Raw genomic sequence first — 14,903 nt, forward strand, 5'->3', positions numbered from 1 at the left:
AGGTGGCTGGACCACGGGCATACGAGTCGAATGAAGGAAATCATTAGGTAGGCAGTCCGGGCTGAGTGAACACTAACTTGGAATGAATAGTCCACGACTCCGGTGGGTACTCCCAACCTATTCCCGTGCTGATGTAGTGACGGTTTCTGGCCGAAAGCTTCCTGGCGCGAAAGGCAGATATCGGCCAGAGGCAGTCATTCGAAGGCGTATAGGAAACTGATGGCGATTCAGTCTTAGTTAATTTGAAGTAGTCGAAGGATTAAGTAGAATAGCCGCATTCTAATCAGCTACGCGGGGCATAAAAAATGCTTCAAACCGTTCGCTTCGCTCACTCGGGCCCGGCTAAAGCCGATCCCTTAACCAAAGTTTAGCCATCATGCATACCCTGCCAATACAAGAACTACATGCGCTGCGCTTGGCAATCTTCGACAACGCTGAGGAGTTGCATCGTGAAGCGGATCTTCTGCTGAAGAACTGTATGTACAGTCGAGCGTATCTACTCGCTCACTTCTGCGTTGAAGAACTTGGCAAAATTCCAATCGTTGTAGGTGTCATTGGGAAAGTCACCGAAGGAGAAGCGGTCGACTGGAAGAAGGTCAAGAAGCGTTTCACGAACCACGAGGCAAAAATTGCGTCACAGAACGGGCACTTCTACACCTTCGGATTAGAAATCGACCTCGTCACTGACCAAGATATCCAGTGGCTTCTCAGTGCAAATAAGGCTGTCCCAGAGTCCTACAGCAAGAAGAATCTGTCAACTTATGTAGATGCCAACAATGGAAAGATTTTACGGCCTAGTGAAGCAATCAGTGAAGACGAAGCAACAAGGCTTGTTAATTTCGCATTTGAATGCTTACGCGCACATTGGCGATCTGAAGGCCTCACTAATCCAATCGTGTATGAGGCTAATGACGACGGGAAGCCTATAAATGATGCCTAACAAGTGATTAAATCGTGCGCTGCGGTATCCAAGACGGGCAAAAGTTCGCACCTTATCCAAGCGTTAGTCAGCGCCATAATTGGACTATTCCCGCCTATAGCTACTGGCAAAATTCGGCCAGAAGAAGCCACCGGCTGGCCTGTACATCGCTCATAAACAGCGTTCTCTGATTCAGATTTGGGCCACCCTGTTACCGTGTAGACCACAAAGCATTAGTTCAGGCTCAAGCGCTGCTGGCTTGGTTTACAAGCGCGCGATAGCGCGCCAATTTACTAAACATCTAGCCTAAAGTGAGTTATATTATCATCATTAATGAACTCAATCGTTTTCAAAAGCGTGCTTAGCACCTCAACGTTACTAGCACCGCGAGGCTGACCAGAGTACTTAACAATTAGCCTGGCAAGCCCTTTAATGAATAAGTTTCGACTTTCATCCATGTGCACTCGCTCCAATGTTTCCCCTGCACCATCATAGCCTTCTGGAATGATTTCTTCTGCGTCCTTAACATTATCAAGATAGTCTATTGCCAATATTTCCCCCCACAAGTCATTATTGAAACTTACTGAGTCGTAAAAATCAAAGCCCTTGTAAAAATCGATATCCATTTATTCTACCTCGCTTTCAACTTCAAGATCTTTCGGGTCTACATTTTCAAAATAAATAACGCCATTCTCGTCGAGAATAACTTTCGCCCCAGGGGTGATCTCATAGTGAGAAATCAACGCTTTGGCTCCCTGCTTAACTATTTTTCTAGCTGTGGTCGTTCCTACTTTATCTCGATGAACTTTAACTTCAACAAATTCGTCATCATCGCTCATGGAGGCTTACTCGCGCTTAAGTTTTTCTTCGATTATGTTCATGAGAGGACCGAAGTCACTTTTTTTCACTCGAAGATCTCCTCTAGAGTCGTTCCCTTTTGTGGCTTCGACGTCCAATCCATTAGCTTGTCCTAACGCCTCGATAGCGTCCACCAAGTCTTCATGAATAATTGTTGATTGAGCAGCTTTCCGCGCAGCGCTTGGCTCTTTTTCGACACTCAAAGCATCCCCCTTAGACATGTTTAAAAATATGATGCCCATTGCATTTCGAAGAATCAATTACGTCAAATTCATGCTCAACTGCGTGGTCAGCTATGGCGTGACCTGAAAGCTTGTCAAGTAATAGATTCTGCATCGCTAGGCAAACATCGTACGGTGTTAGATCTCGCTGCTCCATTTTGCTATGGAGCCTTTCATAATTTACACTTCCGCATATTCCTAGATCTTCTATCATCGGAGTAAGCCAATCCTGAAACTCCTCTTTGCTTACGTTGTTTTCTACGGAAAGCTTTAATGAAAAGCGCCTTTTCACTGCCGAGTCAATCATCGGGTAAATGTTTGTAGTAACAGCGACAATCGGCGAAAAATTCTGAGTCGTATTAAAAATTACATCAAGCTCTTTGATGAAAGTATTAACAAAGCGTTTGACCCCAGACGATTCATTTTCGACATATCTCGAACTAAGCACAGAGTCTACATCATCGAAGTGCACAAGCATCTTTTCTTCCTTATCAGATTCCGACCTGATAAAACCAAATAGATCTCTAAGCTCCTCAGATGATCTACCAAGGTCTTTATGCAGCAAACGTTCTAGACTGAATGAAAAATACTTTACATCTTGAGGTTGCATTTCCAAAGCGGCATTTCGTAGTAACGAGGTTTTTCCTGTGCCAGGTGAGCCGTAAAGCATTATGGTAGGATTTATTGAGTACAGTATTTTTGTAGAAGGCCAATTTTCTGACCAAACCAAATTACAAAAGGCTAATAACCGCCTAAACTCCACATCCAAACCAAATAGTTTATTTTTTGTAACCGGTGCTTTAGATTCGGAATGGAATACCACTTGTTTCTCCTGCCGCTTTTTGTTTGCTTTACACAAGTAGGCTACCATCACGCCAGCAAAATGGTCCAGCACATGCCATAGTCGATTCTGCCTGTCGTCACCGTCCGCTTTGGGTCCAGGCTGTGTGAAAACGCACTGCACACATCGAAAACTGAGAGCTACAAGCGTTGCCTGCGAAACCAGCAGACGGAAGCGCGAATTGCCCTAGTCAGCTACATAGGCGTTCGTAAATGCTGTTTGGGCCGCGTCAGCGGCCCAAACAGCCACTCACGGACGATCAAGCAGCTTCGATTCACGCCCTGATCGCTTCAAGCAGTCCTGATATACCGAAGATGCTCATCATTCGTTTGAGGTTGTAGGCCAATACATGAAGGCTCATCTCGGTGCTTACCCTCGGCAGAGTTTTGGTCAGGAAGTGGGTACTTCCCATCCAGTATTTAAGCGTTCCAAAAGGATGTTCAACGGTCTGTCGGCGACGCCTCATCATCGTTGGATCATGATCCAGCCGAGTCTGCATCGCATCGACTACGGCTTCATGTTCCCAGCGCTTTACTCGGCGCTCCTTACCCGTCGTACATTGCTTTTGCATTGCGCAGGACTGGCAGCCAGAGAAGTAGTAACAATGCAATAACATGCCGTCTTCCATCGACGAATGCCGCCGAGTCAGTAACTGCCCCGCAGGGCATCGATACTCGTCCGATGCAGCAACGTAGATGAAGTCCTGCTTACCAAATCGGCCTTCGGCTTTGCTGCCTGATGTCAGGGGTTTCGGTACGAAGGTGGTGATACCCGCCTGTTCGCAGGCAAGGATTTCCAGCCCCTTGTAATAGCCTCGGTCGGCGACCACCGTCAGCGACTCAGCGCCGATCTCTTCACGCGCCTGGTTCGCCATATTGCTGAGTTGCGTCCGGTCATTGCCAACGTTGGTTACCTCGTGGGCAATGATCAGATGGTGCTTGTCGTCGACGGCTGTTTGTACGTTATAGCCAACCGCTCCGGTACCTCGGCCGCTCGTGGCCATTGAGCGGGCATCTGGGTCGGTAAGAGAGATTTGCTGGTCTGGACTGTCGTGAAGCTGCGCCTCGATGTCCTTGAGTTTCTGCATCTGCTGTTTCAGCGTTTCTATCTTTTCTTTCAACCGCTCGGTCTTGGCCTCGGCCACTTCGGGTGTTACCCGATCCGCCGAATCCATCGCCGCCAGATAACGGTCAATGCTCTGTTCGATCTGCTGCATGCGTGCCTTCACTTTTCCCTGGGTGAAGTTACGGTCGCGGTTGTTGACGGCTTTGAACTTGCTGCCATCGATGGCGATGATCGATTGAGAGAAGAGATTGAGGTTGCGGCAAAGCACTACGAATTGCCGGCAGACGCTGCGAATGGCTTTGCCATTGTCCTTGCGAAAGTCGGCAATGGTTTTGAAGTCCGGAGCCAAACGCCCCGTCAGCCACATCAACTCGACATTGCGCTCGGCCTCCCGTTCCAGTCGGCGGCTGGACTGAATCCGATTCAGGTAGCCGTAGATATAGATCTTCAGCAAGATCGCTGGATGGTAGGCCGGACGCCCCGTTGCAGCAGGATCAACACCTTCAAATCCAAGCGCACCCAGGTCGAGTTCATCGACGAAAAGGTCGACCACTCGCACTGGATTTTCTTCGGATACGTAATCGTCCAAGCACTCAGGCAGCAACGTGACTTGCGTCCGCGCCTCACCTTCAATGAATCGCTTCATGATCGCCCCCAATACGATCTAGACGATCAGAAGGTTAGACAAACACTGGCGTTTTCACACAGCCTGGGTCGGTAACTGCCTTCCGAGAGAGGCCGTCATCCGATCAATAGCAGCCTTGCGATTCCTCAAATAATCGTTAGACACCATGGAAATGCTCGCTGAGTAGGTCCTGAAAAAGCTCCAGCAGAAAATACACAAGCACCCGGGTTTTCGCTGGCAGCGCTTTTTGCGCCGAAAAATACACCGAGATCGAGCCAAAATCGACATACCAGCCCGCTACGAAGCGCGTTATAAGGTCTACCGATTGGGAGGCGAGCAAAGATAAAACTGCCGAAAACGCAAGGCGTTATCACCAATATGCAAAGTGGCTGCTGGTGCGATAGCCAGTCCGGCGGACCTCTCCACCGGCACCCTGCGAAGAAAGCATCATGGTTACAATGATTTGCCAAAGAATCAGTTTTCGCCGGGATTTTAAAGTGCAAAACCTCTCGGGGTCGCCTTTACGAAAGTGACGTTTCTGTTGGTGAAGATTGACTCTAACGTAACGGGGTCAGCTTTCACGTCCGTTTTACGTCTGACCTCCTCCAAAGCCAGCTCGACTCTATAGCTCTGCATGTGATCGAATATAGTTTCCATCGACTCTTTGATTTCATTCCCACCGTTTTTTACAAAGAGGATGTGTACTACTGCCGCAAGTGGAAGGGACAAACCTTGCCCCTCCTCGTCCTCACTATCTTCTCTATCAAAAAACTGCTCTAAACTACGGGACAACTCAGCCAACCAAAAATCGTCAAGATTCCCTGGTAGCGAAGCTTCTGGTCCGGTATATAGAACCTCATCTCGGAATCGGCTCAACAGTTGATTGTCGGTCATGTTCTTCTACTCCTGATTGTAAAATTTCCAGATTAGATAATCCCGTAAGAACCTTACGGTCGGCGCAATTCTGCCGTGTTACAGTTGGATCTTTTTCAAATTTAGGCCCACATCGAACCGACGCGATGTAACAGGAAGGCTGGTAGCCTTGGATAGTACCCTTGGCTCATTTCCGCGTGGCGGGTGCACTAGCGAGCCGCTACGCGGAAGGAATCCAGACGGTTACTGCTGACCGAACATACGGCAGGTTCCTGGGTCAGGTTTGGGTCAGCGGAAACATTCATAACTGCGTCACGGAATGATGCCGTGCTCAAGTTGTCCGATGAGCGTCAAAATCTGGCGCTGGCCGCCTACAGTTCCTGCCAACGCCAACGGAATCGAATGTGCAAGCGCAGGCGCTGGTTGAGTCAACCAGCGGGCCGCGGCCTGACCATCAAGTGCGAAAAACGCCAACGCAGCGCCCAGTAACTCGCCCATAGGAGGAACTAGCAGCAAGTTATTCTCCAAAGTCAGGAGAGGCCCTTCATAAATAGTCGTGTTCTCATGCGCCGGACAACGCGTTTGCATCCAACCAAAAAGTGATACCGTCTTGCCAAGAGCGCCACATACTTCACAAACGTACGGCGATAGAGATTCCACCAGGTCCACCGTAGCCGCTGCATAGTCGCATCCCTGTCGGTAGTAAAAACGAAGCACGCCAAATTTTTCTTTCACTTGCACAGCCAGAAATTGCTGAGAGCCATTGGTCTCAATGTCGTGCTGAATCAACTCACACGTAGCATCGATAAGCGGGAACCAGCCATCACCGCACTCAAAGCCGAAAATGCGCTGCCCTGCCGAGCTATCGACTGAAAAAATGTCCGGATATCGCGCGCGCAAAAGTGCGTCGAGTGATTCTTGCATAATTTTTAGTAACCTTTTCTGGAAAGTCAGTGACGATCATGAGGCACGACATCTACCTTCTCTTGGAAAATTTCTTTCTTGAACCTAATTAAGCATCACCGCGCCAACTCATATGCATCGTAGTGGTCTCATCCCAAGTAGCAACCGGTCTAGACTGTGCATAAAGTTAAACCCGTATCAAGATCTGCGTTGCTATATAAGATCTGCCGGCGACTGGTTAATCCGTAGTGTGGAGATTTTCGCATGCAAACGATTTGCCACATTCAAACTATCAAGCTTACTTTAAATATTTGTCCCACAGGCAATATAACAGCCAAAATTTATGTTGAAAACGAAGAGTAGGAGTTTCGCGAGATTCACAAGAGTTACACATCTGTGTAACCAGGGCGCTTTCAATGCCCGGTCTCCACCAGATTCGCAAGAGTTACACAGCTGTGTAATCAGGTTAATCAACCATATCTATCCGGTGCAGATCGCCATGCCCAGATAGCGATGCATATATATTCCCAAAAAACGACCGAAATCAACAAATTTTAATTTTTTTTAGAGCGCACTCTTCTTTCATACACGCTACTATAATTGACAACAACATTGGAGCGGTATATTTCCGATAATTCCGTATATCTGAAATATCGCCGACTCTACGTAGGCGATGTCCTTTCTGAGCGCACAACATAAGCCTGCGCCATATCTTTATGGGTTATTTCCCACAAACTAATAGCCCCCAACAAACGCGGCGCGGTGCACCTTCAAGCCTATCGATTAGGACGCGATACTTGAACATTGCACCGCTGACAAGCTGAGTCGCCTCGATGATCTAGGGGGTTTTGGCAACAACCCATCCCGGCGTTGCCGAAGCTGGCCAGCGGTTTATGCTTTCTGGTACTCCTCCTTCCGAAGGCTGTGGTTATGAACAAAGTCACGATTGATTCTGAATTTCGAATTCAACTTCCTCCCGATCTGCGGGAGCGGTTTCATGTCGGATGCACTGTCAACATCGAAGTGGATGCCCAGGGGCGTCTTCTCATATCTCACCACAAATACTTGCTGGATGAGCTGCTGGCTGAAACGCCGCCCGATTCAATCATCCGCGAATGGGAAGCTATGCCTCACTTAGGACGCGAATCAGAGTAAACGGTCGCGACCAATCGGTTGCTCGTCTTCATGGTCTTGGCGATTGCGCAAATCGCACTATACTGTATGAACATCCAGTATTTGCGTGCGATCCGATGAATGCCATAGAAATTCGCCAACTTATTCCCTCCGATGAGCCAGAGCTGATGCAGCAGCTCGGCCGGCTGGCATGCGGTTTTTTGATCCCCTAGAAAAAGAAAAGCTTCTCCGCTTTGCCGACGTAGGCGAGGTTTGGGGTATTGGTAGACAGCTCAATAAACGCCTTGAGCTGATGGGCATTACGAAGGCGTGGCATCTCGCTACATTCGACAAAAAAACTGTGCGTAGGCATTTCAATATCAATGTTGAGAAGACGGCCCGTGAGTTGTCTGGCGAGTATCGCTACGAGCTTGAGGAAGATGTTACGCCCAAGCAGATAATTGCCTGTACGCGTAGCTTTAGCCAAAGAGTGACGACCCTTGATGGCCTTCGCTCAGCAATCTCTACGTTTGTTGCCAATGCTTCGCGGCAGCTGTGGACGCAAAACCAGTACACCGCATGCGTCCAAGTGTTCGTCCGAACCAGCCGTTTCGACACCACTGGGATGCCCTATGCAAGGTCTGTGAGCATTCCCCTGGCGTACCCGAGCTTTGACACACGCGATTTGCTGGAAGCTGCGCTGGCCGGGCTGCAACAGATTTATATCGACGGGCCACGTTATGCGAGGGCCGGGGTGATTCTCTCTCAATTCTTCGACCCCGGCATGTTCACCGACGATCTTTTCGCACAGCCCAAGCGAAAAAACAGCGAACAGCTAATGACAGTGCTCGACAGGATAAACATTATTCACGGGCGAGGATCTGTCCGTTTCGCGAGTGAGCCAGCCACCGCGCCCTGGTCTATGAAGCAACAGCTGCTCAGCAAAAACTACACAACAAGGTGGTCTGATGTGATGAGCGTGAATGCATGAATCGAGTGATGGCGAATGAGCCAAACCTTCTCAAAAAACTGCTGAACGAGCTGCAATACCGACGCTCAGAATCTGGGCTGATCGACATTGAATTGGTGAAGGGGTATGTGTCTTCACCAAGGCTCGCTGATTTTTATGTTCGCGGACATCATGGCGCCGGACTGGTGGCTGTCGGTGACACTTTTCTCGACGCAAGAACGATGCTCGCAGACAGAGCACAGAGGACATATGCCGTACCAATCCAGAGGTGGCCTGATTTCATTGAAGGGAAAGAGCTTCTAGCTGGAGATCCCGATTTCTGTGATTCGAATGTCACGCGCATTGAACTCTGGCCCTTCGATCCATCAATGCTGTCTGAGCAACAGCTCGCTCTAGCAGTGGCAATCAGTTACTCGCCACGAGAGTGGATCGCAGATGAACGGATCGCTGGTGCTGTTGATCAGCTAATCCAGCCACTCGGCTTCTACGTACATTGGGACAACCTTTGACCGGCTTCGCCGAAGCTGGCCAGCGGGTTCGAGGGTGGTTGCCGATCGCTCTAATGAAAGCCAGGTAATCCGCTACAACCCTATCCAATATATCTACCCTGACAAAAACGTTTCTATGCGAAATCAGCAGACCTACGGTGCATGCGAAACACCGTATTTCACGTAGCAGCCAACCATATAGTCCCGCTGAAAAGGCGGTAATCGATGGCTGGGTCTGGAAGCTCTGCCAGCGATGCATCAAGAAATCAAGCTGATTCTTACGCCTTGGGGACGTAACCATGCGCTCGTCTTTGGAGTGGCAAAAATGAGAAATCAGCCAGCAATCAGTGGATTTTCAGGAACAATTTGGTAGCACATGTAGACGTGTGTACGCAGATTGTTCCAGGCGTAATAAGGCCCGTTCTGAATCAGCCGAGGGAAACCTGATCGAACGAGCGTAAGAGTCTCAACACCCAATTACACACCCATTTACACCCATTTCACGCCGTTCAACCTGTGATGCTCTTCCTGAGTTCTTTAAGCATTTCTCTCCCTTCGGCTGCGGCATTCCTGCCGTTACGATCACCGGAAATTTTGCCTTGTCCAGTAACACCGTCTTCCATTGTCGCGCCAAGAGCAGACCAAGCTGCACGAATATCGAGCAACTCATCAACGGTGTACAAGTCGTCTCCTTTTTTACCAATGCGATGCTGATGCTTCAGAATTCTTGTGGAGATTTCTAAAATTGACTGGATGATGGACTGAGGATCGACTCCATCGATTGGGCCTCTTGGAAACGCGGGTTCAGTTCTCTGACCACTCATCGCACCCTTGATCAATCCAGCCTGCACTTCGATGATGGGCTCGATGACGCCGCTGAATTCACCAACTTTCGCTGAGGGGTCACCGAATGCTGTTCGAGTTTTCAGGACCGGTGTGCCGCCCAGTTTGCCAGCTGCGGCAGCGTCAATGAATGCTTTGTGGATGCGTGAAATCTGAAGGGATCTCCAGGATTCGAACTCGACAGCTTGTTCTGCCGGAATTTCCGGGTGGGAGATGGGCTCAAGGAGATCGAATGAGGCAATTTGGACTGTTGTGCTCTTACGGACGCCTTTCAGCGGATCGCCGTTTGCATCGAATGCAGCAATAGCTAACGAAACTGATTTGAGGACGACTACCCGGTCACAGTTCTGAGACATGCGTATATACATAAAATATTACTCCTTATTATTATTCTTATGTTTTAAATTATAACATGTTAAAAAGGATTTCTAACGCACACTTATTAAAAATAAGTAAATATTTTAATAAGTTTTAATGTAGCATTATTTTGTGACGCTTGATGATTTCTGCGAACGATTTGCTCTTTTTGAAATCAGCAAATTCGTCTTCGAAAGTGCAGTAGAAAGGAAGGCCTTTTTGTTGTGATATGCAACCCACTCTTCATGTACCAACCGAGATCCATCTTTCCTCGGTTTCTTCCAAGCGATTTCTGTACCTCGTCGCTGAAACACAAAAAGAAATGCGAAGCCGCCCGGCTCTGTTATGGCTTCATATTTTCCAGGCTTATCTTTATCGAAGGCACCTTTCAGCTCTACAAGAATGTTCGTACCGGGGATTAAAGAGTCAGGGGCGTATCGATGCGAGTGTAATCGATGGTTATCGGTTCGTATTCTAGATATACAAGATGGGCTTGAAATATTCGCAACTCAAACCAACTAGAAAAAAAGGATTGGTGGCTTCGGTATTTTGATACTGCCTTCAGGGGCCGGGGGAGCGGAATACTTTAGCTTGTTGTAATTATTAAAATTTATTAATAACTATTGCTTCTTAACTTCCATCGCGAATTCCAGTAGAGCCTCGCGTCCGAGAGACTCTATGCTCTCAGGGATTTGGATCAATTGGTGGCAACTATTAATAAAGGGTTAACTCACTCCGTTATAACAAAGTGAAAGGATGGATGAGCAATACTTTAACGATATATTTGCGACAAATCATTGAATATAGCGATAAGTGCATCTATAATAGAAGAATGAAACGCAAGTCCTAAAAACCCTTTTTGAGCATGATTCTGACGACCCGGAAAGACGGGTATGAGGCTTACGTTTCATCGAATTTTAAATACAACTTTTGCTTAAATATACCTGAGAACCATAAACCCCGTTGTAGTTTTTTCGGCTCCGGTGCTTTGTTTTATTTTGCACTTAAGCGTTGAGTTCTAGCATTGCTTCTTTTTCACTTTCCTGACACATCTTGGCAAGACTCGACAGCTGAGTTCGAGTCTGAACCATCACACTCTCCTCCCAATTTTCGTCTAGATCGAATTGACCAGAGTCGTTGAGCATGACTGGTGCATTTAGCCGCAAGGCTGTCTGAGGGTAATCAGCGACATTGGATTCGAGGTCGAAATGCACGCTCATTCCACGAAAAAGTGAATCCATGACGTCCTGAATCAACTTAAACATTGAAGCCAACAGCTTGGCGATCCGCTCCTTTTCGATCTCAATCTCAACCTCGTTTCTAGTTTTCTTGCGCATGGTAAATGCGATTCCGAAATTGAAACCCATGAATAGATTGGTGCGATCATCGGAGTAATGCATATAGGTACGTCTGGAGTGCTTGCTGAGGTAGGATTTCAAGCGCTGATTAGGCTTGTTGATCTTTACGTACGCCCTAAACAACGCGCCATCGTTGCGAACAGAATGCATGTCTGGAGAAGCTGTTGGCATGCCCAGGCCAAGCTTTGCGTTATCACGGAATGGCAGGTATCCAACACCATTACGCTGGAGGCTTTGCCATGTGAGCTTTGTAGACATTATTGTGCTGCCACTGATCCAGCGACCATCCTGCCTGTCGAGTTTATAGCTAATGCCCTCCACCACCCCGTCCTTGCCTCGCACGCGAACTTGGATGCCTCGTTCTGCAAATCTGTCGATGAGCTGTGACATGGTTGATGGACGATTACTTGCTTTAAATATTTCCTTTGAGATGCCACGGATTATATGAGCCTGATCCTTTTCTGGATTTCCCTTCCCCGGTAGCTCCTTTGTCCAGCCGTCACTAACCGGAACAGCCAGTCCGTAGACCTGCTCTATTCCTCTTGCTGAATCCATTCCCTTCAACCGATCATTGCTATCGCTAACAAGCTCAAAGTGAGCACCAAGGGAAGCACGCAAACTTAGAGGATCAGATTGAACAAGGCGTACCCTTGAGCTAACGATATGCACGTGTTCTATATCAATGTCGCGATGGACGACTGCCACAAATTTTGTAGTCTCATCGTACCCAAGATCTGTCATATATTTTTTTATGGAGTGCATCCACTCGACTGATGTCAGCGTTTCGCCTTTTGAAAGAGAGAGAATGTAGTGTCCGCAAAGCTTGGTACTTTCACCCTTATACAAGTTTGTGTAGCTTTCGAACTCATTTATGATCGGCTCAACATCAACAAAAACCTTACGCTGACCATCATCAATTACTTCGTAGTAAGGATTCTTTGAGATAAGATTCCCCCCGATGAATTCGACGTGCTTCCGCTTTTCGAAATCCTGGGCTCTTGCCGCGAATTCGTATATCAATCGGTTTCTGAATGTCGCTGAAAACTCTTTCAGTTTACTAATCATTGGTGTTGCTCCATTTATTATTATTGTTTTTGGATTGTGTCATTGAGCTTGATTATTTTGGTACGAACAGAATCTGAGAGCACAAATGCTGCCTCTGGCATACTGGGATGACTGCAAATGTCATTCAAAGAATTGATGTCGCTTGCGATTGACGACAGGTAGGCAGAGACAGCCGCCGACTTTGCATCAAGTTCAATGTCTTTTTGCTCAATGAGCGCAAAAGCTGCGAGTCTTAGAAATTGAGAGAGATATGCGTAGCCGAACTTTCGACCTGCTGCTCTTAATTGCTCGGCTTCTTCAGGGGTTAGGTACACCTCTGAAACAATAGTGCGGGGATTATCTTTTTTCGGGCGACCGCCCTTGATTTTGACCTTTTCCATTGCATCCACCTTCTTATTATTTTGATTGGTGTTTTTTAGTTTTTTGATTCGAAGCGCAGAACCCGAAGGGTTTGAGCACAAGCCGATTGAGCACTGCTTCAGACCGAGGAACGAGGTATGGAGCGGGGGTCAAACATAGCTTGCAATTTAACAATTAAATATATTATATCACCTTAGTGCTGAGTTTTTGAGAGCCAACCAACTAATTAGAGGCAAGCTATCCGTCTTTGAATATGTCCTAGGCATGCGAATATTTGCAGAACATAACGTTGGCTATTGGGATGTGCGCATTTGAACCAGCTGACGCTAAAATGGCCCACTTGATTGATCCGTTAGGCTCTCAGACTTATGAATAAATCAAGTCAAACTTCAAGTGCATGCCGTAAAATCTGAATCAGCGTGGAATAATATTGAGTGCACATATTAGTCTGCATGCACTCTTCGTAAAATCTTTGCGTATTTAGCATATAACGCCCCGTCTATTTTTTAGTAGGTTTAGAATGAAGCGACCGGGCCGCGTAACCACTTAGCAATATCGCGCACTCCAGAATACTCATAGCAAACGTTTTCCGCGACTCAAGAGGCTTGTCGCTAATTTACATTGAGCCCAACCCGCCGCGTAAACGATTTTGCCTTTCATTCCTCGTCGCTAGCTATAAACGGTGTATGCGCTTTTACAGAGACTGGGCTGAAATGATGCCTTCAAAACCCAGAATGACCAGTTCGTGTTAGTCGACGAGACGTCGACTACGCACACCGAATTGGTATCGCTGATGAAGTCGTCGATACGGCACCTTAATACAGGTTTCTGTGCTCGCCTTCTCGCAGGAGGAATTTTGTGAACCTGCCACGCTTTGAAACCTTCGTCGAGCACTGGTATGGTCCGATCTAGAGCGTTTCATGGTAAGGGAGAGGCATGAAGATTTGGGCGTGTGCGAAGGGTGCTAACGGCTTCATCAACCGCGAGGATGGTCGGTACAAGCTGTTCTTCATTTGGCAAGTCCTCAAGATGCGCCGCCTGAACCCTGCCGAATTCAGCGCGCTTACCTTCTTCAGTACCCATTCCCGCGTAGAGAAGCGCCGTGAGACGGAATCTCTTGCTGCTGATGTTTCCAAGCAGCGAGACAGTATTGCTGAAGCGAAAGGTTTGCTGGCAAAGGACAAGGCCACTTTGGTGGCTTCAAATGATGGTCTGACGCAAATCGTGGAACAACTGAATGTCGAGCTGGGGAAATACAAGACGGCGTATACGAGCAGGGGCAACGAGATCAAAAGCTTGAAGGGCGAATTGGAGAATGCCAAGGCGGGGTTTTGGACGAAGGTCTGGCGGGCTATCAGCTCTGAGAAGGCATAATCGAAAGCACCTTCAAGGGGCTTTTTCGGCTTTACAGATTATGGCTTTACCTTTCGCTTGGGTTTGTTCTCTAGCTCGATAGCACTGATAGTATTCGCTGAAAATACGGAATCATTAATCTCGTAAGCCCCTTTCACAGCTATCCTGAATGAGTTACGCGGGTTCTCTAGGTTTTCGGCAAAGACCGGGCTCAAAAGGATGTCAGCGTCCACACAGCGTTCATGCCAACGCAGCAGCAGCTCAAAATATCGCCGTCTCAGGTCCAGGTAAGAAAGGTGCAATCGCGGATTTACGCGAAGATAACGTCACGAGCAAGGCCCTTCCCTTTGAAGAGCCCCCTCCTCCCCGAAGGATCAAGAACCACCGTACGCGCTCCATTACCTAAACCTACCGCCAGAAGCGCATAGTTTTTACCGTGGCATCTCTCGCGAGCAGTTCTACGGCAGCAACGCTTCGTAGCCCGACACTGCGACAGTCGTTTCAGGGCGCAGCGCAGCAACAGTCATCATTACGGATCGTGGCTTCCTCAAAATCGTGCGGCCTCATTGAGTCGTTGGGTGTATTCACGAGACTCTGCCACCGAGCGTGCAATGAGAAAGCTGCGCAAAAATGTGCAATGCCACCGGGCGATGAGCTTCCAGCACCAAAGAGTCCACCGAATGGCTAACAG

Annotated in this window: 15 protein-coding genes; 5 read left to right on the forward strand and 10 right to left on the reverse strand. The window is 48.0% G+C overall.

All coding sequences use genetic code 11. The features are described from left to right. Nucleotides 1-376: 376 nt before the first annotated feature. Entirely contained in the window at nt 377-940 is a 564-nt protein-coding gene (locus AB4N33_RS11745; protein ID WP_476457371.1) for an AbiV family abortive infection protein, read from the forward strand. A 272-nt stretch (nt 941-1,212) separates the two neighbouring features. Here AB4N33_RS11745 and AB4N33_RS11750 read toward each other — a convergent pair whose 3' ends face one another. From AB4N33_RS11750 to AB4N33_RS11780, 7 genes are all read right to left on the reverse strand, one after another. Then, on the reverse strand, nt 1,213-1,545 hold the full coding sequence (locus AB4N33_RS11750; RefSeq protein WP_476457372.1) for a hypothetical protein: 333 nt from the start codon (nt 1,543-1,545) through the stop codon (nt 1,213-1,215). Next, a complete protein-coding gene (locus tag AB4N33_RS11755) occupies nt 1,546-1,758 on the reverse strand; it encodes a hypothetical protein (RefSeq protein ID WP_476457373.1) in 213 nt (70 codons plus the stop codon). A gap of 6 nt (nt 1,759-1,764) precedes the next feature. Further along, a complete protein-coding gene (locus tag AB4N33_RS11760) occupies nt 1,765-1,980 on the reverse strand; it encodes a hypothetical protein (protein ID WP_476457374.1) in 216 nt (71 codons plus the stop codon). Nucleotides 1,981-1,990: 10 nt separating this feature from the next. Next, entirely contained in the window at nt 1,991-2,893 is a 903-nt protein-coding gene (locus AB4N33_RS11765; RefSeq protein ID WP_476457375.1) for an AAA family ATPase, read from the reverse strand. Nucleotides 2,894-3,113: 220 nt separating this feature from the next. Beyond that, nucleotides 3,114-4,550: an IS1182 family transposase gene (locus AB4N33_RS11770; protein ID WP_476457376.1), complete on the reverse strand. Its 1,437-nt coding sequence runs from the start codon at nt 4,548-4,550 to the stop codon at nt 3,114-3,116. A 471-nt stretch (nt 4,551-5,021) separates the two neighbouring features. Next, on the reverse strand, nt 5,022-5,423 hold the full coding sequence (locus AB4N33_RS11775; protein ID WP_476457377.1) for a hypothetical protein: 402 nt from the start codon (nt 5,421-5,423) through the stop codon (nt 5,022-5,024). Nucleotides 5,424-5,714: 291 nt separating this feature from the next. After that, nucleotides 5,715-6,326, reverse strand: a complete 612-nt coding sequence (locus AB4N33_RS11780) for an antitoxin Xre/MbcA/ParS toxin-binding domain-containing protein (RefSeq protein ID WP_476457378.1) — start codon at nt 6,324-6,326, stop codon at nt 5,715-5,717. A gap of 909 nt (nt 6,327-7,235) precedes the next feature. On the opposite strand from AB4N33_RS11780, the gene AB4N33_RS11785 reads away from it, so the two are divergent. The 3 genes from AB4N33_RS11785 (at nt 7,236) to AB4N33_RS11795 (ending at nt 8,897) form a co-directional block, all read left to right on the forward strand. Beyond that, nucleotides 7,236-7,460: an AbrB/MazE/SpoVT family DNA-binding domain-containing protein gene (locus tag AB4N33_RS11785; RefSeq protein WP_476457379.1), complete on the forward strand. Its 225-nt coding sequence runs from the start codon at nt 7,236-7,238 to the stop codon at nt 7,458-7,460. Between the two features lie 169 nt (nt 7,461-7,629). Further along, nucleotides 7,630-8,409, forward strand: coding sequence for a DinB/UmuC family translesion DNA polymerase (locus AB4N33_RS11790; RefSeq protein ID WP_476457380.1), 780 nt, complete (start codon nt 7,630-7,632; stop codon nt 8,407-8,409). Beyond that, nucleotides 8,406-8,897 (forward strand): hypothetical protein, encoded by a 492-nt coding sequence (locus AB4N33_RS11795; protein WP_476457381.1) that lies wholly within the window; start codon nt 8,406-8,408, stop codon nt 8,895-8,897. Before AB4N33_RS11790 ends, AB4N33_RS11795 begins: the two co-directional genes overlap by 4 nt. Nucleotides 8,898-9,385: 488 nt before the next feature. On the opposite strand, the gene AB4N33_RS11800 is transcribed toward AB4N33_RS11795, so the two are convergent. The 3 genes from AB4N33_RS11800 to AB4N33_RS11810 all read right to left on the reverse strand — a co-directional run bounded on the left by AB4N33_RS11800 (nt 9,386) and on the right by AB4N33_RS11810 (nt 12,879). Beyond that, a complete protein-coding gene (locus tag AB4N33_RS11800) occupies nt 9,386-10,087 on the reverse strand; it encodes a hypothetical protein (protein ID WP_476457382.1) in 702 nt (233 codons plus the stop codon). A gap of 993 nt (nt 10,088-11,080) precedes the next feature. Beyond that, nucleotides 11,081-12,499 (reverse strand): relaxase/mobilization nuclease domain-containing protein, encoded by a 1,419-nt coding sequence (locus tag AB4N33_RS11805; RefSeq protein WP_476457383.1) that lies wholly within the window; start codon nt 12,497-12,499, stop codon nt 11,081-11,083. Between the two features lie 20 nt (nt 12,500-12,519). After that, nucleotides 12,520-12,879, reverse strand: a complete 360-nt coding sequence (locus AB4N33_RS11810; RefSeq protein ID WP_476457384.1) for a hypothetical protein — start codon at nt 12,877-12,879, stop codon at nt 12,520-12,522. Between the two features lie 916 nt (nt 12,880-13,795). Here AB4N33_RS11810 and AB4N33_RS11815 point away from each other — a divergent pair. After that, complete coding sequence (locus tag AB4N33_RS11815; protein WP_476457385.1) at nt 13,796-14,233, forward strand: hypothetical protein; 438 nt, start codon at nt 13,796-13,798, stop codon at nt 14,231-14,233. Nucleotides 14,234-14,903 lie beyond the last annotated feature (670 nt).

It is taken from the genome of Pseudomonas sp. S1_E05 (assembly GCF_056337105.1).